Source organism: Pseudomonas sp. MYb118, assembly GCF_040947875.1.
Classification (GTDB): domain Bacteria; phylum Pseudomonadota; class Gammaproteobacteria; order Pseudomonadales; family Pseudomonadaceae; genus Aquipseudomonas.
On sequence record NZ_JBFRXN010000002.1, the window covers coordinates 1439613 to 1458314 of the forward strand.

The 18702-nt window shown below is 61.3% G+C and carries 16 protein-coding genes and 1 pseudogene; 3 read left to right on the forward strand and 14 right to left on the reverse strand.

Annotated features, from left to right (window positions below):
- Positions 1-125: 125 nt before the first annotated feature.
- From ABVN20_RS12470 to ABVN20_RS12480, 3 genes and pseudogenes are all read right to left on the reverse strand, one after another.
- Positions 126-1490, reverse strand: a complete 1365-nt coding sequence (locus tag ABVN20_RS12470) for an aspartate aminotransferase family protein (protein WP_368555946.1) — start codon at positions 1488-1490, stop codon at positions 126-128.
- 59 nt (positions 1491-1549) lie between these two features.
- Complete coding sequence (locus tag ABVN20_RS12475) at positions 1550-2908, reverse strand: glutamine synthetase family protein (protein ID WP_368555947.1); 1359 nt, start codon at positions 2906-2908, stop codon at positions 1550-1552.
- Between the two features lie 165 nt (positions 2909-3073).
- Positions 3074-3235: pseudogene (locus ABVN20_RS12480) on the reverse strand (gamma-glutamyl-gamma-aminobutyrate hydrolase family protein); the annotation flags it as partial.
- Positions 3236-3513: 278 nt separating this feature from the next.
- Here ABVN20_RS12480 and ABVN20_RS12485 point away from each other — a divergent pair.
- The gene (locus ABVN20_RS12485; RefSeq protein ID WP_368555948.1) at positions 3514-4890 is read left to right on the forward strand and encodes a glutamine synthetase family protein; all 1377 of its coding nucleotides are present in this window, start codon (positions 3514-3516) and stop codon (positions 4888-4890) included.
- Between the two features lie 188 nt (positions 4891-5078).
- Entirely contained in the window at positions 5079-5717 is a 639-nt protein-coding gene (locus ABVN20_RS12490) for a TetR/AcrR family transcriptional regulator (protein ID WP_368555950.1), read from the forward strand.
- 123 nt (positions 5718-5840) lie between these two features.
- On the opposite strand, the gene ABVN20_RS12495 is transcribed toward ABVN20_RS12490, so the two are convergent.
- The 10 genes from ABVN20_RS12495 to argE form a co-directional block, all read right to left on the reverse strand.
- Positions 5841-6056, reverse strand: a complete 216-nt coding sequence (locus tag ABVN20_RS12495; protein ID WP_003229256.1) for a molybdopterin-binding protein — start codon at positions 6054-6056, stop codon at positions 5841-5843.
- Between the two features lie 33 nt (positions 6057-6089).
- Complete coding sequence (gene ssuB, locus ABVN20_RS12500; RefSeq protein WP_368555951.1) at positions 6090-6896, reverse strand: aliphatic sulfonates ABC transporter ATP-binding protein; 807 nt, start codon at positions 6894-6896, stop codon at positions 6090-6092.
- Positions 6893-7675, reverse strand: a complete 783-nt coding sequence (gene ssuC / locus ABVN20_RS12505) for an aliphatic sulfonate ABC transporter permease SsuC (protein ID WP_368555953.1) — start codon at positions 7673-7675, stop codon at positions 6893-6895. The genes ssuB and ssuC overlap by 4 nt, the downstream gene beginning before the upstream one ends.
- An 8-nt stretch (positions 7676-7683) precedes the next feature.
- The gene (gene ssuD / locus ABVN20_RS12510; RefSeq protein WP_368555954.1) at positions 7684-8832 is read right to left on the reverse strand and encodes an FMNH2-dependent alkanesulfonate monooxygenase; all 1149 of its coding nucleotides are present in this window, start codon (positions 8830-8832) and stop codon (positions 7684-7686) included.
- A gap of 25 nt (positions 8833-8857) precedes the next feature.
- Positions 8858-9823 (reverse strand): sulfonate ABC transporter substrate-binding protein, encoded by a 966-nt coding sequence (locus tag ABVN20_RS12515; RefSeq protein ID WP_368555955.1) that lies wholly within the window; start codon positions 9821-9823, stop codon positions 8858-8860.
- Between the two features lie 89 nt (positions 9824-9912).
- The gene (ssuE, locus tag ABVN20_RS12520) at positions 9913-10506 is read right to left on the reverse strand and encodes an NADPH-dependent FMN reductase (protein ID WP_368555956.1); all 594 of its coding nucleotides are present in this window, start codon (positions 10504-10506) and stop codon (positions 9913-9915) included.
- Positions 10507-10814: 308 nt separating this feature from the next.
- Positions 10815-11453 (reverse strand): peroxiredoxin, encoded by a 639-nt coding sequence (locus ABVN20_RS12525; RefSeq protein ID WP_368555957.1) that lies wholly within the window; start codon positions 11451-11453, stop codon positions 10815-10817.
- 291 nt (positions 11454-11744) lie between these two features.
- A complete protein-coding gene (locus ABVN20_RS12530; RefSeq protein WP_368555959.1) occupies positions 11745-13091 on the reverse strand; it encodes an OprD family porin in 1347 nt (448 codons plus the stop codon).
- Between the two features lie 613 nt (positions 13092-13704).
- On the reverse strand, positions 13705-15003 hold the full coding sequence (gene argA, locus ABVN20_RS12535) for an amino-acid N-acetyltransferase (protein WP_368555960.1): 1299 nt from the start codon (positions 15001-15003) through the stop codon (positions 13705-13707).
- A gap of 290 nt (positions 15004-15293) precedes the next feature.
- Entirely contained in the window at positions 15294-16451 is a 1158-nt protein-coding gene (gene argE, locus ABVN20_RS12540; protein ID WP_368555961.1) for an acetylornithine deacetylase, read from the reverse strand.
- A gap of 154 nt (positions 16452-16605) precedes the next feature.
- On the opposite strand from argE, the gene ABVN20_RS12545 reads away from it, so the two are divergent.
- A complete protein-coding gene (locus tag ABVN20_RS12545; RefSeq protein WP_368555963.1) occupies positions 16606-17976 on the forward strand; it encodes an inorganic triphosphatase in 1371 nt (456 codons plus the stop codon).
- A gap of 131 nt (positions 17977-18107) precedes the next feature.
- On the opposite strand, the gene ABVN20_RS12550 is transcribed toward ABVN20_RS12545, so the two are convergent.
- A complete protein-coding gene (locus ABVN20_RS12550; protein ID WP_368555964.1) occupies positions 18108-18578 on the reverse strand; it encodes an Lrp/AsnC family transcriptional regulator in 471 nt (156 codons plus the stop codon).
- Between the last annotated feature and the right edge of the window lie 124 nt (positions 18579-18702).

Below are 18702 nucleotides of genomic sequence, written 5' to 3' on the forward strand. Positions count from 1 at the left end.
GGCCGAACCCGGACAACTGGAACCGCGGCTAGTCTGGCAAGATCCGAGGCGGTCTTTCAAGGAAAGGCCACCCTTTATGGCTGCCCTGAGCGAAAGTTTCATGTCTCCCGCTCAGAGCCTAGCACTTAGCCCTGCAACGCACTCAGGGTCAGGTCCAGACACTTGCGTGCCTTCTCCACCAGCTCATCGACTTCCGCCTTGGTGATGACCAGTGGCGGCGCGATGATCATGGTGTCGCCCACGGCGCGCATGATCAGGCCGCTGTCGAAGCAGAACTGGCGGCAGATCATGCCGACGCCCTTGCCTTCGTAGCGCTTGCGCGTGGCCTTGTCCTGTACCAGCTCGATCGCCCCCAGCAGACCGACCCCACGCACTTCCCCCACCAGCGGGTGATCGTTCAGTTCGCGCAGACGTTTCTGCAAATACGGTGCCGTTTCTGCGTGAACGCGCTCGATAATTTTCTCTTCGCGCATGATGCGGATGTTTTCCAGCGCCACGGCTGCCGCCACCGGGTGCCCGGAGTAGGTGAAACCGTGGTTGAAATCGCCGCCTTCATTGAGCACCGCCACCACTTCATCGCGCACGATCAGGCCACCCATCGGGATGTAACCGGAGGTCAGGCCCTTGGCGATGGTCATCATGTCGGGCTTGAGGCCGTAGAAATCGGTACCGAACCACTCACCGGTACGGCCGAAACCGCAGATCACTTCGTCCGCCACGAACAGGATGTCGTACTTGGCGAGGATTTCCTTGATGCGCGGCCAGTAGGTTTCTGGCGGAATGATCACGCCACCGGCACCCTGGATCGGCTCGGCGATAAAGGCACCGACGTTGTCCACGCCGATTTCCAGAATCTTCTCTTCCAGCTGGTTGGCCGCCCAGACGCCGAATTCTTCCGGGGTCATGTCGCCGCCTTCGCTGAACCAGTACGGTTGCGCGATGTGCACGATGCCCGGAATCGGCAAGTCGCCCTGCTCGTGCATGTAGGTCATGCCGCCCAGGCTCGCGCCGGCCACGGTCGAGCCGTGGTAGCCGTTCTTGCGGCTGATGATGACCTTCTTGTTCGGCTGGCCCTTGATCGCCCAGTAGTGGCGAACCATGCGCAGCATGGTGTCGTTGCCTTCGGAGCCGGAACCGGTGAAGAACACGTGGTTCATGCCCTCGGGGGCGATGTCGGCGATGGCCTTGGACAGCTCCAGTACCGGCGGGTGCGCGGTCTGGAAGAACAGGTTGTAGTAAGGCAGTTCGCGCATCTGTTTCTGGGCGGCTTCGGCCAGTTCATCGCGACCGTAACCAATCGCTACACACCACAGGCCGGCCATGCCGTCGAGAATCTTGTTGCCTTCGCTGTCCCACAGATAGACACCCTTGGCATTGGTGATGATCCGCGGGCCTTTTTCCTTCAGCTGCTTGAAGTCGCTGAACGGCGCCAGGTGGTGATCGTTGCTCAGGGCCTGCCATTCACGGGTTTGCGGGTTGTTGCTGGTCATACGAATCTCCTAAAAAATCCAGATGAAAGCGCTGCCCGACAACGACAGCGCCCGGCGCATCAGACGGCGAAGAGCAGGAATTCCCGTTCCCACGAACTGATCACGCGCTTGAAGTTTTCATGCTCGGCCCGCTTGACCGCGACGTAGCCTGTGATGAAGTTCTTGCCGAGGTATTTCTCGATGGTCGCGCTGTTTTCCATACGCTCCAGCGCGTCCTCGATGGTCAATGGCAGGCGCAGGTTGCGACGTTCATAGCCACGCCCCACCACCGGCGCACTCGGGTTCATGCCTTCGACCATGCCGATGTAGCCGCAGAGCAGGCTCGCGGCGATCGCCAGGTACGGGTTGGCGTCCGCCCCCGGCAGACGGTTTTCCACCCGACGGTTTTGCGGCCCGGCATCCGGAACCCGCAGGCCCACGGTACGGTTCTCTTCGCCCCACTCCACGTTCACCGGTGCCGAGGTATCCGGCAGGAAGCGGCGGAACGAGTTGACGTTCGGCGCGAACAGCGGCAACAGCTCGGGAATCAGCTTCTGCAGGCCACCGATGTGGTGCAGGAACAACTGGCTCATGGTCCCGTCTTCATTGGAGAAGATGTTCTTGCCGGTTTCCATGTCAACGATGCTCTGGTGCAGGTGCATCGCGCTGCCCGGCTCGCCGGTCATCGGCTTGGCCATGAAGGTGGCCGCCACATCGTGCTTGAGCGCGGCTTCGCGCATGGTGCGCTTGAACACCAGGATCTGGTCGGCCAGGGACAGGGCATCGCCGTGACGGAAGTTGATTTCCATCTGCGCGGTGCCGTCCTCGTGGATCAGCGTGTCGAGGTCCAGCTCCTGCAATTCGCACCAGTCGTAGACGTCTTCGAACAGCGGATCAAATTCGTTCGCCGCTTCGATGGAGAACGACTGACGACCGATTTCCGGGCGCCCCGAACGGCCGATGGGCGGCTGCAACGGATAGTCCGGGTCGTCGCTGCGCTTGGTCAGGTAAAACTCCATCTCCGGCGCCACGATCGGCTGCCAGCCCTTGTCGGCATAGAGTTTCAGCACCTTCTTGAGCACGTTGCGCGGCGACAGCTCGATCGGGTTGCCTTGTTTGTCGTAGGTGTCGTGGATCACCTGAGCGGTCGGCTCGATGGCCCAGGGCACCGGGTAGACCGCGTTCTGGTCGGGACGGCAGACCATGTCGATGTCAGCCGGGTCGAGCAGTTCGTAATAGATGTCGTCTTCGACATAGTCGCCGGTCACGGTCTGCAACAGCACGCTTTCGGGAAGGCGCATGCCTTTCTCGGCAATGAACTTGTTGGTCGGCGAGATCTTGCCCCGGGTAATCCCGGTCAAGTCGGAGATCATGCATTCGACTTCTGTGATCTTGTGGCTTTTCAGCCAATCGGTGAGCTGGTCGAGGTTGTTACTCATAAATGCCTCTAGGCTTTGAGTTTCCTGACTATCGCAAATCAGGCGATGTTGTGACGCATGGGCGTCGCGTTGAAATGTACGTCAACGACAGGCTATCGTGTTTTCTCTCAAGTGCACGTGCCATGCCGGGCGTGCAGAATCGCGAGCGCTGCGGTGCCGCACGATAGCCGGGCCGCTATTGTGAATCGGTTCTATATTGAAAGGAGTAACCGTAATGGGGGTGCCATCGGCGCCGTCCAGAATAACGGACGCCCGACTGAAGTGATAAGCATGCGGACCGTACTGCTTGAAGCATTCGGTGATGCCGATGATCGGCAGGCGAGACATGAAGCACCCCGGTATTATTGCTGTTATGGGTTTGAATCGAGCTTAGCCTTGTTCATTTTTTTACACAACACCCCCGTAAAAAATACAACACGGCCCGCTCAAGCCCGCGGTCGGGTAAGTGTTGCCGGGCATAAAAACGCCCCAAAGTGCCTCAAAAAAGCCCCGCGAGCGCTTTTTTAGGGCAAAAAAGGCCTCGCTTGACTTCGACATGCCGTTCGGGTTGACTGGAACCCGAAGAGATCAATGATTGATATTTTTAACAACAAAGGTGTTGCATCATGTCGGTACCCCCGCGTGCCGTTCAGCTTAACGAAGCGAACGTGTTCCTTAAGGAACATCCTGAGGTTCTGTACGTTGACCTTCTGATTGCGGATATGAATGGTGTGGTGCGCGGCAAGCGCATCGAACGCACCAGCCTCCACAAGGTTTACGAGAAAGGCATCAACCTGCCGGCCTCCCTATTTGCCCTGGATATCAACGGCTCTACGGTGGAAAGCACCGGCCTGGGCCTGGACATCGGTGATGCTGACCGAATCTGTTATCCGATCCCCGACACCCTGTGCAATGAGCCCTGGCAGAAGCGTCCGACCGCGCAACTGCTGATGACCATGCACGAACTCGAAGGTGAACCTTTCTTCGCCGACCCGCGCGAAGTTCTGCGACAAGTTGTTACCAAGTTCGACGAGCTGGGCCTGACCATCTGCGCCGCCTTCGAACTGGAGTTCTACCTGATCGACCAGGAGAACGTGAACGGTCGCCCGCAACCGCCCCGCTCGCCGATTTCCGGCAAACGCCCGCACTCGACACAGGTCTACCTGATCGACGACCTCGACGAGTACGTCGACTGCCTCCAGGACATCCTCGAAGGTGCGAAGGAACAGGGCATTCCGGCCGACGCCATCGTCAAGGAAAGTGCCCCGGCGCAGTTCGAAGTGAACCTGCACCACGTGGCCGATCCGATCAAGGCCTGCGACTATGCGGTCCTGCTCAAGCGCCTGATCAAGAACATCGCCTACGACCATGAAATGGACACCACCTTCATGGCCAAGCCTTACCCGGGCCAGGCAGGCAACGGTCTTCACGTCCACATTTCGGTACTCGACAAAGACGGCAAAAATATTTTTGCCAGCGAGGATCCCGAGCAGAACGCCGCGCTGCGTCACGCGATCGGCGGTGTGCTCGAGACCCTACCGGCGCAGATGGCTTTCCTCTGCCCCAACGTCAACTCGTACCGTCGTTTCGGCGCCCAGTTCTACGTGCCGAACTCGCCAAGCTGGGGCCTGGACAACCGCACCGTGGCCCTGCGCGTACCGACCGGTTCGGCCGATGCGGTGCGCCTGGAACACCGCGTTGCCGGCGCCGATGCCAACCCGTACCTGTTGATGGCTTCGGTCCTGGCGGGCGTGCACCACGGCCTGACCAACAAGATCGAGCCACCGGCCCCGACCGAAGGCAACAGCTACGAGCAGAACGAGCAGAGCCTGCCGAACAACCTGCGCGATGCACTGCGCGAGCTGGACGACAGCGAAGTCATGGCCAAGTACATCGATCCGAAGTACATCGACATCTTCGTCGCGTGCAAGGAAAGCGAGCTGGAGGAGTTCGAACACTCCATCTCCGACCTCGAGTACAACTGGTATCTGCATACCGTGTAAGCGCAATGCCGTAATGAAAAACGCCGTTGGCTGAATCAGCCAGCGGCGTTTTTTTATGGCCGCCTGCGGCGGATCGGCTCCCACATGGGAACGCTATCCACTGCAGGAGCGGGCTTGCCCGCGATGGGGCCGACAAGACAACACACAACTCGGCTCGTACAATGCCCGCTGCCCCGCAGGAGAGCCCGATGACACGCGCAGCCACCCCCCGCAAACCCCGCGCCGCCAGCCAGGCGCGAATCGTTTCGATACTCGACGCCGCCCGCGCGCTGCTGGCCGCCGAGGGCGTGGCCAGCCTGTCGATCTACAGCGTCGCCGAGCGTGCGGAGATTCCGCCCTCCTCGGTCTACCACTTCTTCGCCAGCGTCCCGGCCCTGCTCGAAGCGCTGACCGCCGACGTTCACGCCGCGTTCCGCGCCTGCCTGCAAGCCCCCATTGATCACGATGCACTCAACGACTGGCGTGACCTGTCACGGCTGGTGGAACAACGGATGCTCGAGATCTACGACGAAGATGCCGCTGCCCGCCAACTGATCCTGGCCCAGCACGGACTGACCGAGGTCACCCAGGCCGACCGCCAGCACGACATCGAACTCGGCGACCTGATGCACAAGCTGTTCGACCGCCACTTCGAGCTGCCGAAACTGCCGGGCGATGTCGATGTGTTTGCCCTGGCCATGGAGCTGGGCGACCGCGTCTACGCCCGCTCGGTGCAGCAGCACGGGCAAATCACCCCGCGCATGGCCGAGGAAGGGATGCGGGTGTTCGATGCGTATCTGGGGCTTTATCTGCCGCCTTATCTGCCCAAGCGAGCGGCTTTGGCCTGACTGGCCCAATCGCCGGCAAGCCGGTCTCGCTCCCACAGTAGACCGCATTCCTTCAGTTGGAATGAGTCAATTGTGGGAGCGAGCCTGCTCGCGATGGGCGCACCGCCGAAACAACAGATGCAATCACAACTTGGCGATCGACACCTCAGTGGATTTCACGAACGCGATCACCTCGCTGCCGACCACCAGCTCCAGCTCTTTCACCGAGCGGGTGGTGATCACCGAGGTGACGATGCCGGAAGCAGTCTGTACGTCGATTTCCGAGAGCACGTCGCCGAGGACGATTTCCTTGATCGAGCCTTTGAACTGGTTACGCACGTTGATGGCTTTGATAGTCATGATGTTGATTCCTGTCGTTGGATGAGGCTTGAGTTATTGGGCCCAACGCAGTTGCGTAGGCAAGGGTGAAACAGGTTCCGGTTCCGGCGGCTCGCCAGGCAGCGCGAGGACGCGGTTGAGCACTTCGGTTTCCAGCGCCGCCAGCCGATGGGAGCCACGCACTCGCGGGCGCGGCAGTTCCACCTGAAGGTCGAGGCCAACTTCGCCGTCTTCGATCAGGATCACCCGATCGGCAATCGCCACGGCTTCGCTGACATCGTGGGTCACCAGCAGCACGGTAAAGCCGTGCTGCTGCCAGAGCCGCTCGATCAGCTGCTGCATTTCGATTCGGGTCAGGGCATCCAGCGCCCCCAGCGGCTCGTCGAGCAGCAGCAGGCGCGGCTGATGGATCAGCGCCCGGGCCAGAGCCACCCGCTGCTTCTGGCCACCGGACAACGCCGCCGGCCACTCGTTGGCGCGATCCGCCAGGCCGACCGCCTCCAGCGCTTGCAGCGCCTGGGGCCGCCAATCGCCGGTGAGGCCCAGGCCGACGTTGTCGATGATCTTTTTCCACGGCAGCAGCCGCGCTTCCTGGAACATCAGGCGCGTGTCTTCCCGGGCATCGCTGAGCGGCGCGGTGCCGGCCAGCAGCTCGCCGCCCGTGGGCTGGTCGAGACCGGCGAGCAGGCGCAGCAAGGTGCTTTTGCCGCAACCGCTGCGCCCCACCACGGCGACGAACTGGCCCGCCGGAATGTGCAGGTCGATCTCGCGCAACACCCGTCGCGAACCGAAGGTCTTTTGCAGCTTGCGCACCGCCAGCGGAATCCCGCGCAGCAGGCGTGGAGGTTGTTGGGCCGTCATGCCGCACCTCCCTTGGCGACCTGATAGGCCGGATGCCAGCGCAGCCAGACGCGCTCCAGCCCTCGGGCCGCGAGGTCGGCGAGCTTGCCGAGTACGGCGTACAACAGAATCGCCAGGACCACGACGTCGGTCTGCAGGAACTCCCGGGCATTCATCGCCAGGTAGCCGATGCCGGAGCTGGCCGAGATGGTCTCGGCGACGATCAGGGTCAGCCACATGAAGCCCAGGGCGAAGCGCACGCCGACCAGAATCGAAGGCAATGCACCCGGCAGGATCACCTGGCGGAACAGGCTGAAGCCGGACAAGCCATAGCTGCGCGCCATTTCCACCAGCGCCGGGTCGACGTTGCGGATGCCGTGATAGGTGTTGAGGTAGATCGGAAACAACGTACCCAGGGCGACCAGGAAAATCTTCGCCGACTCATCAATGCCGAACCACAGGATCACCAGTGGAATCAGCGCCAGGTGCGGCACGTTGCGGATCATCTGCACCGAACTGTCGAGCAGGCGCTCGCCCCATTTCGACAGCCCGGTGATGAAGCCCAGGACCAGGCCGATGCCGCCACCGATGGCAAAACCCAGTGCCGCGCGCCAGCCACTGATCGCCAGGTGCGTCCAGATTTCCCCGCTGCTGACCAGGCTGACCCCGGCCTCGATCACCGCGATGGGTGCCGGCAGGATCCGCGTCGACAACCAGCCCGCCGACACCGACAACTGCCACACCGCTACCAGCAGGACCGGCAACGCCCAGGGCGCCAGGTTGTGGATAATTTTCTTCATGGCGCGCCTCAGCTCTGCGACGCGGCTTTGGGCAGCACGTCATTGGCGATCATCTCGCCGAACGGGCTGACGTAACCGGCACTTTTCGGCAACTCGGGACGCTCGATATCCAGGTGCGGAAACAGCAGCTCGGCCACGCGGTAGGACTCCTCCAGGTGTGGATAACCGGAGAAGATGAACGTGTCGATGCCCAGGTCCGCGTATTCCTTTACGCGTGCGGCAACGGTCGGGCCATCGCCCACCAGGGCCGTACCGGCGCCACCGCGCACCAGGCCGACGCCCGCCCACAGGTTGGGGCTGACTTCGAGGTTGTCGCGGCTGCCGCCGTGCAGGGCCGCCATGCGCTGCTGGCCGACCGAATCGAAGCGCGCCAGGGAGGCCTGGGCACGGGCGATGGTGTCGTCGTCCAGGTGCGAGATCAGGCGATCTGCCGCCTGCCAGGCCTCGGCGTTGGTTTCCCGCACGATCACGTGCAGACGAATACCGAAACGCACCGTGCGCCCCAGCTTCGCGGCCTTGGCACGCACCTGCGCGATCTTCTCGGCCACAGCGGCCGGCGGTTCGCCCCAGGTCAGGACCATCTCCACCTGCTCCGCTGCCAGATCCTGCGCCGCCTCCGAGGAACCGCCGAAGTACAGCGGCGGCCGTGGTTGCTGCAACGGCGGATAGAGCAGCTTGGCGCCTTTGACGCTGATGTGCTGGCCATCGTAGTCGACGGTTTCGCCTTCGAGCACGCGGCGCCAGATGCGGGTGAACTCCACCGAGGCCTGGTAGCGCTCTTCGTGGGTCAGGAACAAACCATCGCCGGCCAATTCTTCCGGGTCACCGCCGGTCACCAGGTTGAACAGCGCGCGCCCGCCGGACAGACGATCGAGGGTTGCCGCCTGACGCGCCGCCACCGTCGGGGAAATGATCCCGGGGCGCAGGGCGACCAGGAACTTCAGGCGCTGGGTCACCGGGATCAGCGACGCCGCCACCAGCCACGAGTCTTCGCAGGAGCGACCGGTGGGGATCAACACCCCGCCGAAGCCCAGGCGATCGGCCGCTTGGGCGATCTGTTGCAAGTAACCGTGGTCCACGGCGCGAGCGCCTTCGGCGGTGCCAAGGTAATGGCCGTCGCCGTGGGTGGGCAGGAACCAGAAAATATTGAGGCTCATGGAGTGGTCTCCTTGGGGAATCGGATTACTGCGCCATGGCCACGGCGGCCGGTGGTGTCCAGATCACGTCCTTGATGCTCAAGGGCTTGGGAATCAATTTGAGCTGGTAGAAGCTGTCGGCGATTTTCTGCTGTGCGGCGACCACTTCAGGGGTCAGGAACAGCGCGCCGTAGCCCTGGCGCTTCACCGAAGTCAGGGTGATATCGGCGGGCAGGCCCAGCAGTGGTGCGACCTGTTTGGTCACGTCCTCGGGATTGGCCTTGGACCATTCGCCGACGCCGCGCACTTCTTCCACGAGGGTCTTGATCACCTCGGGGTTTTTCTGTGCGTACGGCTTGGTGGCCAGGTAGAACTGGTGGTTGTCGACGATGCCCTGGCCGTCACGCAGGGTGTGCGCTTGCAGTTGCTGTTCGGCGGCGGCCTGGTACGGGTCCCAGATCACCCAGGCATCGACACTGCCGCGCTCGAACGCGGCGCGGGCGTCGGCCGGCGGCAGGAACACAGTCTGGATGTCGCTGTATTTGAGGCCGGCGTCTTCCAGCGCGCGGACCAGCAGGTAGTGCACGTTGGAGCCTTTGTTCAGCGCGACTTTCTTGCCCTTGAGGTCCTTCACCGATTTGATCGGCGAATCCTTGGGCACCAGGATCGCCTCGCTGTGGGGCGCTGGTGGTTCGTAGGCAACGTAGAGCAGATCGGCGCCGGCAGCCTGGGCGAACACCGGTGGCGTTTCACCGGTGACGCCAAAGTCGATGGAGCCGACGTTCAGGCCTTCAAGCAGCTGCGGGCCACCGGGGAACTCCGTCCACTGTACGTCCACGCCCTGGGCAGCTAGGCGCTTTTCCAGGGTACCCTTGGCCTTGAGCAGCACCAGGGTGCCGTATTTCTGATAACCGATCCGCAGAGTCTCGGCTTGAGCTTGAGTAATGGCGCCGAAGGACACAGCCGCAACGAACAGCGCGACCAGACCACGACGCAAAATGACCGGGCGCATGGCGCTCTCCTTTTTGCAGTTGGGTTTTGGCTGCACCTGCTGGGCCGTTGGCGGCGGAGTAAGGTGAGTACATCAAATCAGGGTGTGGCTCAGATGCTCCAGCGAGCACTCAACAAACGATCATTCAACAGGCCCGGATCGAGCGGCTTGGGCCGTCGCGCCATGGCGCTGGCAAACAATTCCAGCGATTCGTTCAGTCGTTGCTCCAGCTCCGGGGCCAGTTGCGCCGCGGCACTGCCTTCGCCGTAGGCGATCTGGCTGTCGACAGCGAAGATCCCCTGTAGCAACTCATCGGCCTTCAACGCCGACAGCACCGGCTTGAGCGCGTAATCCACCGCCAGCATGTGGGCGATGCTGCCGCCGGTGGCCATGGGCAGTACCACCTTGTGCGCCAGCGCACGCTCGGGCAGCAGATCCAGCACGGTTTTCAACGCACCGGAGAACGATGCCTTGTACACCGGGGTGGCGATCAGCAGGCCGTCGGCGCTTTCGATCTGTTGCAACAGGTCGATCACTTTCGGACTGTCGAACCGTGCGTGCAGCAAGTCCTCGGCCGGGAAGTCCCGCACTCCGTAACTCACCACTTCCACACCCTGCGCTTGCAACCAGCGTTGGGAGCGTTCCAGCAGCACCCCGGACCGGGAGCGTTGGCTGGGACTGCCACCGAGTGAGACAACCAGCATTCAGACGATTCCTTGAACGGTACAGGCGATTCGCAGTGTGCGATCTCGCTTCGATGGAGAGACCTTAACAGGTGATTTATATATCCATAAATCATATTTATTCATTTGGTTATTCGATACGGAGATATATGAAGGCATAAAAAAAGGCCGTCGAAACGGCCTGGAAGTCCCCTGCGTTGTATTTGAGTGCGCCCCACTTCCTGTAGGAGCGAGCTTGCTCGCGATGACTTTGTGCCTGACACCCCGCGGGGCTTGGCAGTCCATCGCGAGCAAGCTCGCTCCTACAGGGGATGGGTGAATCTAGTCGATCAGCGATTCGGCTGCGGCGTCAGGCGCAGGTAGGGCCTTACGGCGCGATAGCCTTTGGGGAAGCGCTGCTTGAGCTCTTCTTCATCCTTGAGCGACGGCACGATCACCACTTCATCACCGTCCTGCCAGTTGGCCGGGGTGGCCACCTTGTAGTTGTCGGTCAGTTGCAGCGAGTCGATCACCCGCAGGATTTCATTGAAGTTGCGACCGGTGCTCGCCGGGTAGGTGATGGTCAGCCGAACTTTTTTGTTCGGGTCGATCACGAACAGCGAGCGCACGGTCAGGGTGTCGCTGGCGTTGGGATGGATCAGGTCGTACAGGTCCGAGACCTTGCGGTCGGCGTCGGCCAGGATCGGGAAATTGACGATGGTGTTCTGGGTTTCGTTGATGTCGCCGATCCACTTGTGGTGCGAGTCCACCGGGTCGACGGACAAGGCGATGGCCTTGACCCCACGCTTGCTGAACTCGTCCTTGAGCTTGGCGGTAAAGCCCAGCTCGGTGGTGCACACCGGGGTGAAGTCCGCCGGGTGGGAAAACAGCACGCCCCAACTGTCGCCCAGCCAATCATGGAAACGGATAGTGCCTTCGCTGGAATCCTGTTCAAAATCGGGGGCGATGTCGCCGAGTCTGATGCTCATGGTGGGCTCCTGATGAGTGAGGTAGAGAACTCAACTGTAGACCGTATTTAAGGTTTGATAAAAAGAATAAATAGAGACGCTATTAGATCGTTAAAGAATATTAAAAATCTGTTCACTGGACGTGCCGCGCCATCGCGAAGACTATCGCGCTCAAGGTTCGAGAAGGCCTTGAGTTGCTGTAAAGAGGGGATTTCAGCGCGGGATTACGGGGGTGACCCCGCGCTGAAATGCAAAAGCCCCGCCCGGCGTGATGCCGGGCGGGGCTTTTTTTCAGCTGTTACGCGAGCGCTATTACAGCAGCGGGATCGAGTAGCTGAGGATCAGACGGTTTTCGTCCTGGTCGCGCTGACCTGGGATGCCGCTGCGCCACGAAGCGTTTTTCCACATGAAACCAACGTTTTTCAGCGGACCTTCTGGCACAACGTAAGCAACAGTCAGGTCGCGCTCCCACTCGCTGTTGTTGTTGCCCGCAGGTGTAGTAGCGTTCTGGCGGTTGGTGTCGATGTCGCTACCACGCAGGTAAACCATACCGGCGGTCAGGCCAGGAACGCCAACCTTGGCGAAGTCATACGAGTAGCGAGCCTGCCACGTTTTCTCGCCGGCACGGTTGAACTTCTGGATCTGCATGTCGGTGATGGTGTAGTTCGAAGAACCGTCACCCTGGTTCAGCCAAGGGAAGTCGCTGCTGCCGTTGCTGACCTGGTAACCACCACCAAAGGTGTGACCGGCAACGGTGTACAGGAACAGGCCGCTGTACAGATTGTTGTCGACTTTGCCTTTACCGTTGCCGGTGCTGCTGTAGTTACCGGTGCTGTAGTACAGCGGATCGTTGGCGTTGTTGCCGTCATCCGAGCTGTTGAAGTAACGGAAGTCGGACTTCAGCACGCCTGGACCGATTGCCCAGTTGTGCACCAGACCCAGGAAGTGTTGCTTGTAGAAGTTTTCCAGATTGCCGTAGTAGTACTGGGCAGTCAGGTCTTTGGTGATTTTGTAGTCGCCACCAGCGTAGATGAACTTGTTGCTGTCACGGAAGTTCGGGCCACGGCTGTTGGCACCGGCGATGCTCATCTGTTCGTTGTTGCTGGAGTTACGGCCTTTCACGGCTTCGATCTGACCGCCAACCAGGGTCAGGTCCTTGATGTCGCCGGAAGTGATCTGGCCACCCTGCCAGGTTTGTGGCAGCAGACGACCGTCGTTGGTCACGATGACCGGGTTTTTCGGCTGCAGGGTACCCAGCTTCAGTTCGGTCTGGGAGATCTTGGCTTTGGCAGTCAGACCCAGGCTGGAGAAGTTATCAACCGCTTCACCGTTGGATTTGCTTGGGAACACAGTGCCGCCGTAGGAGGTCGCAGTAGCACCGTTAGTGCCACCACCGGAATCCAGACGTACGCCCAGCAGGCCGATGGCGTCGATACCGAAGCCTACGGTGCCTTGGGTGTAACCGGAAGTGAAACGCAGATCGAAGCCTTGGCCCCACTCTTCGTTTTTGTTTGCGCCGGTACCGTTACGGTTGTCGGTGTTGATGTAGAAGTTACGCAGCCCCAGGGTGGCCTTGCTGTCTTCGATGAAACCGGCGGCGCCTGCCTGCTGCGCCATAACCCCTACGGCCACGGCCAGGGCCAAGGTGGACTTGTTCATTGTTTCGCTCCTCTACGTTTCTAATTCTTGTGTTCCTGGTCCTGGGTCGTATGCCCGGGATCCGAAGATGCGCGATTAGCGCCGCACCGTGACTCACAAGTCAATCGTAACCATGTGTGTCTACGACCAAGGTCTAATCGCCGTGATGTCTGGTCCTTTCAGGGTAATGACTAATTCATAAACCCAAAAAGAATTGTTTCATCAGTTTTCATATCATTCAGGAATAAAGCTTGTGCGCTGAGCCTGAACCGGACACAGCATATCGGCACCCGCGCTAATTTCTAAACAGTATTTGTCTGACTTTGTTTAGATCAATTAGCTTTTGACCTGCGCGATTAACGTCAATCCCTATCGAAAACGCGACGCCTTCAGGGCGAAGCGCGCATGATCCCGGCCGAATGTTACAGTTTGTGTATCGGCGATTTTTATTTTCAGGTTGAGCGAAAACTGCCGACGGGCGGATCTTAAGAGAGAAATGTTGGCGAAAAATTGATCAGGATCGCTTTTTTGCGATTATCCGCAGGCCGGCATTTTCAGCGATTGGCAAGGCCCCATAGTCGGAACGCCGCCCGGGGCGAGCCCGCTCCTACAGGGGGAACGGGCGGCCCGAGTATCAGAGGGCTTTTTCGAAGATTTTCGAATTTCGCTGATAGTTGTACAGCGACGCCCGCGCCGAGGGCAGGCGTTCGACGCTGCTGGGGGCAAAGCCCCGCTCACGGAACCAGTGGGCCGTGCGCGTGGTGAGCACGAACAGCGTCTTCAAGCCCTGGGCCCGGGCGCGGGTTTCGATGCGTTCGAGCAGTTCATCGCCGCGACCGCCGTGGCGGTACTCCGGGTTCACCGCCAGGCACGCCAGCTCCCCGGCATCCGAATCGGCAATCTGATAGAGCGCCGCGCAAGCGATGATCATGCCTTCACGCTCGACCACGCTGAACTGCTCGATCTCGCGCTCCAATACCTCGCGCGAGCGGCGCACCAGAATCCCCTGCTCTTCCAGCGGGCTGATCAATTCCAACAGTCCGCCGACGTCTTCGATCGCCGCCTCGCGCACCACCTCGAATTGTTCCTGCGCCACCAGCGTACCGCCACCGTCGCGGGTGAACAGCTCGGTCAGCAGCGCGCCATCTTCGGCATAACTGACAATGTGGCTGCGTGCCACGCCGCCCCGGCAGGCTTCGGCCGCCGCATCCAGCAGTTCGGCCTGGTAGTTGCTGCCCAGGCGCTGCAAATGCGCCGGCACCTGCTGCGGGCGCAGTTCGCGGACCAGGCGACCGTTCTCATCGAGCAGGCCTTGTTCCTCGCCAAACAGCAGCAATTTGTCGGCACCCAGGTCGATGGCCGCGCGGGTGGCGACGTCTTCACAGGCGAGGTTGAAGGTTTCCCCGGTAGGCGAGTAACCCAGGGGCGACAGCAGCACGATGGAGCGTTCGTCCAGCAGGCGATTGATGCCCTTGCGGTCCACCCGGCGCACTTCGCCGGTGTGGTGATAGTCGACGCCTTCGAGCACGCCGATCGGCCGCGCGGTCACCAGGTTGCCGCTGGCCACCCGCAGGCGTGAGCCCTGCATCGGCGAGGAAGCCATGTCCATCGACAGCCGCGCCTCGATGGCAATGCGCAACTGGCCGACGGCATCCATCACACACTCAAGGGTCGCAGCATCGGTGATGCGCATGCCGTGGTGATAGTGCGGGGTCAGGCCGCGTGCGGCGAGGCGGGCTTCGATCTGGGGGCGGGAGCCGTGCACCAGCACCAGGCGCACGCCAAGACTGTGCAACAGCACCAGGTCGTGGACGATATTGCCGAAGTTGGGGTGCTCAACGCCGTCGCCGGGCAGCATGACGACAAAGGTGCAGTCGCGGTGGGCGTTGATGTAAGGGGAAGCGTGACGTAGCCAATTTACGTAATCGGGCATGAACCTGGGCCTGTAATAAAGAGCAGCCAAAAAAATGGGCGAAACGGAAAACGCACAACGGGCTGATGGTTATCGTCGGAACAGGCTTGGCGACACGCGCGCTCTCCTCATGAATACGGGGCTGGACAACGGTAATTTAAACGGCTGCTCACGCAATACACAAACACTGCCCCTGTGGGAGCGAGCCTGCTCGCGATAGCGGAGTGTCAGCCAGCCGATAGGAAACTGATGCACCCTAATCGCGAGCAGGCTCGCTCCCACAGTGATTTCATCCAACAAGGTTGCGGTGTTCACCCGGCCGAAGCCGGTGTCAGGCAGTAATGCTCAACCAACTGACGTAATAGATGCACCGTAGGCTGCAAACGTGACATTTCGAGGTATTCCCCCGGTTGGTGGGCGCAGGCGATGTCGCCAGGGCCCAGTACCACGGTTTCGCAGCCAAGACGCTGAAGATAAGGTGCTTCGGTGCCAAACGCCACCGCTTCGGCGCTGTGCCCGGTGAGCTTTTCGGCGATGCGCACCAGTTCGGCGCCTTCGGCCTGCTCGAATGACGGCACATCGGGGAACAGCGGCGCGTAGTCGATCTTCACCTGATGTCGTTCGGCAACCGGCTTGAGCCGCTGCAGAATCTCCGCACGCAGGGCCTTGGGGTCCATGCCCGGCAGGGGGCGCAGGTCGAACTCCAGCGAACACTGGCCACAAATGCGGTTGGGGTTGTCGCCACCGTGGATGCAACCGAAATTCATCGTCGGCGTCGGCACGCCAAACTGCGGGTTGCGGAACTCGCGCTGCCACAGCAGGCGCAGGCCGCGCAGTTCGCCGATGGCATCGTGCATCGCTTCGAGGGCGCTGTGGCCCAGGCGCGGGTCCGAGGAGTGCCCGCTCTGCCCGAGGATGTCGATGCGCTCCATCATGATGCCCTTGTGCATGCGGATCGGCTTGAGCCCGGTCGGCTCGCCGATCACCGCCGCACGCCCCAGCGGTCGCCCGGCTTCGGCCAGGGCGCGGGCGCCGGACATCGAGCTTTCTTCATCGCAGGTGGCCAGAATCAGCAGCGGCTGTTTGAACGGCTGGTCGAGCAGGGGCTTGACCGCCTCGATGGCCAGGGCGAAAAAACCTTTCATGTCGCAACTGCCCAGGCCAATCCAGCGGCCATCGAGTTCTGTCAGTTTCAACGGATCGGTCTGCCACAAGGCGCCGTCGAACGGCACGGTGTCGCTGTGCCCGGCCAGCACCAGGCCACCGGGGCCGGAACCGAAACTGGCGAGCAGGTTGAACTTGCCGGGGCTGACCTGCTGGATATCGCAGGCAAACCCCAGGTCGCCAAGCCACGTCGCCAGCAAGTCGATCACCGGGCGGTTGGACTGATCCAGACGCGCCTGGGTGCAACTGACCGAGGGCGTGGCAATCAGCGCAGCGAACTGATCTTTCATGGACGGCAAAGGCATCGCTGACTCCCATTGCGGATTGAAGTCCATCATAGAACCATCCGGCGACAGGAATAAACCGTCGTCCGGCGAAGCACTGGCGAGTCCTGTACACTGCACGGCCTTGGCAGCCATCTTTTCCCCGGCTGCACTCCCGATCCTGGATTGTCCGGCCATGCAGAAAGAAACCGAAATCAAACTCCGCGTCAGCCGCGAAACCCTCGCTGCCCTGCGCGAGCACCCGCTGCTGAAAAAACGCAACAAAAATGGCTGGGAACGCCGTGAACTGATGAACCAGTATCTCGACACGCCCGAGCGTGATCTGGCCCGCGCCAAGGTGGCCCTGCGCCTGCGCCGCGATGGCGACGAGATCATCCAGACCCTCAAGACCCGCGGCCAGAGCGTCGCCGGCCTGTCCGAGCGCAACGAGTACAACTGGAACCTGCCCAAGGCCAAACTCGACGTCAAGAAACTCGACGGCGAATGCTGGCCGGAGCAACTGGCCGAGCTGGACAAGAAAACCCTGAAGCCGATCTTCACCACCGATTTCGTGCGCGAGCGTGCAGAAATCGCCTGGGGCCGTGGCAAGGCCAAAGTGGTCATCGAAGCCGCGCTGGACCTGGGCCACGTCGTGGTCGGCAAGCAGAAGGAAGAAATCTGCGAGCTGGAGCTGGAGCTGCGCGAAGGCGAGCCTGAAGCCCTGCTGGAACTGGCCAGCGAACTGGCCGCGACCCTGCCACTGATGCCGTGTGACATCAGCAAGGCCGAGCGCGGTTATCGCCTGTACGACGCCAACAGCTACTCGCTGAGCCTGCCGGCGCCGCAACTGACCGCCGAAACACCGCTGGACGACGCCTTCGCCGCGCTCTGCTGGCACCTGCTCGGCAGCAGCCAGCGCCTGGCCGAACAGTATCGCTTCAACGGCCACTGGCGCCTGCTGCAGGACTGGGTCGACAACCTCGCCGAAATGCGTGCCTTGCTCAGCAGCCTGGGCCAGGCCGCACCGCGCCAGTCCACTCACGACCTGCGCGCCGCCCTGGATGCCTTGCTCGAAGACTGGCGCCCGCTGGTGCAGGTCGGCATCGACGACGAAGACGTGCGCAAGGCCGCGCCCGAGCAATTCCTCGAAGAACTCGAAGACCCGCGCTGGGGCCAGTTCTCCCTGAACCTGTCGCGTTGGCTGATGGCCCGCACCTGGGCCGCCGAGCGCAACGTGCGCGGCAACCGCCAGGGCGCTGCGCAATTGGCCAGCTGGCTGCCGCGCCTGTTGGCCGAAGAAGCCACTTCCCTGCAATTGCAGCGCTACCAGCAGCAACCGGAAGACCTGGCCGAGCAGTTGCCGCGCATCGAACGCATCCAGGTCTGGCTGCACCATGCCCGTCACGTGCTGGACATCGCGGAGATGGACCGCCTGTACGGCGAGCTCAAGCAGCTTGCCCAACTGGCCGGCGAACCGACGATCACCGATGAGCTGCTCGACGCGCGCAAGCAGCAGGCGATTGCCGTTTACCAGAACCGCGCCTGGCGCATCCTGCTGCGCGGCTGATCCGCCCCTGTAGGAGCGAGCTTGCTCGCGATAGCGGTATGTCAGTCACATCTGTTTCGACTGATACGCCGCCATCGCGAGCAAGCCCGCTCCCACAGGGGGTTTGGTGCATGACAGGGAGCAGTGAGGCCTTACGGCATCACCGGCAAACTCGTCGTCGATTTGATCTCGGATAACGCCACGATCGAGTTCACTTCCTGGATCCCCGGCACCAGCGACAGCTTCTCGAAGAAGAACCGCTCGTAGGCCTCGATGTCCGCGGCCACGATGCGCAGCATGAAGTCCACCGACCCCATCAACACGTAACACTCCAGCACTTCGGGAAACCCGCGAATCGCCTCGGTGAACTCGGTGAAGTTCGAACGGCCGTGGGCGTTGAGTTTGATCTCGGCGAAGATCTGCGTGTTCAGTCCGATCTTCTTGCGGTCCAGCAAGGTCACTTGCCCGCGAATGATGCCCTCGTCTTTCATCCGCTGGATCCGACGCCAGCACGGCGACTGCGACAGCCCGACCCGTTCGGCGATCTGTGCGCTGGAAAGGGAAGCGTCCTCTTGCAGCAGCGCGAGGATCCTGCGGTCGTAGCTGTCCAGCTCGCTTTGCATAAAATATCCTTCGATTAATGTGTTATTGAATTATTCAATTCGATAAATCGCCATAGGCCTCCATCATAGATAAGAAATACCCGGCATCGAATGTAAAAATTTCTCCAGTGATTTTGGAGACCGA

Bases quoted from the DNA above. Each gene is read 5' to 3' on its own strand.
- argA (WP_368555960.1), bottom strand. From the start codon at position 15,003: ATGCCCGATTACGTAAATTGGCTACGTCACGCTTCCCCTTACATCAAC.
- argE (WP_368555961.1), bottom strand. From the start codon at position 16,451: ATGCCTTTGCCGTCCATGAAAGATCAGTTCGCTGCGCTGATTGCCACG.
- ABVN20_RS12525 (WP_368555957.1), bottom strand. From the start codon at position 11,453: ATGAGCATCAGACTCGGCGACATCGCCCCCGATTTTGAACAGGATTCC.
- ssuD (WP_368555954.1), bottom strand. From the start codon at position 8,832: ATGAGCCTCAATATTTTCTGGTTCCTGCCCACCCACGGCGACGGCCAT.
- ABVN20_RS12470 (WP_368555946.1), bottom strand. From the start codon at position 1,490: ATGACCAGCAACAACCCGCAAACCCGTGAATGGCAGGCCCTGAGCAAC.
- ABVN20_RS12515 (WP_368555955.1), bottom strand. From the start codon at position 9,823: ATGCGCCCGGTCATTTTGCGTCGTGGTCTGGTCGCGCTGTTCGTTGCG.
- ABVN20_RS12550 (WP_368555964.1), bottom strand. From the start codon at position 18,578: ATGCAAAGCGAGCTGGACAGCTACGACCGCAGGATCCTCGCGCTGCTG.
- ssuB (WP_368555951.1), bottom strand. From the start codon at position 6,896: ATGACGGCCCAACAACCTCCACGCCTGCTGCGCGGGATTCCGCTGGCG.
- ABVN20_RS12530 (WP_368555959.1), bottom strand. From the start codon at position 13,091: ATGAACAAGTCCACCTTGGCCCTGGCCGTGGCCGTAGGGGTTATGGCG.
- ABVN20_RS12495 (WP_003229256.1), bottom strand. From the start codon at position 6,056: ATGACTATCAAAGCCATCAACGTGCGTAACCAGTTCAAAGGCTCGATC.
- ssuC (WP_368555953.1), bottom strand. From the start codon at position 7,675: ATGAAGAAAATTATCCACAACCTGGCGCCCTGGGCGTTGCCGGTCCTG.
- ABVN20_RS12485 (WP_368555948.1), top strand. From the start codon at position 3,514: ATGTCGGTACCCCCGCGTGCCGTTCAGCTTAACGAAGCGAACGTGTTC.
- ABVN20_RS12545 (WP_368555963.1), top strand. From the start codon at position 16,606: ATGCAGAAAGAAACCGAAATCAAACTCCGCGTCAGCCGCGAAACCCTC.
- ABVN20_RS12490 (WP_368555950.1), top strand. From the start codon at position 5,079: ATGACACGCGCAGCCACCCCCCGCAAACCCCGCGCCGCCAGCCAGGCG.
- ssuE (WP_368555956.1), bottom strand. From the start codon at position 10,506: ATGCTGGTTGTCTCACTCGGTGGCAGTCCCAGCCAACGCTCCCGGTCC.
- ABVN20_RS12475 (WP_368555947.1), bottom strand. From the start codon at position 2,908: ATGAGTAACAACCTCGACCAGCTCACCGATTGGCTGAAAAGCCACAAG.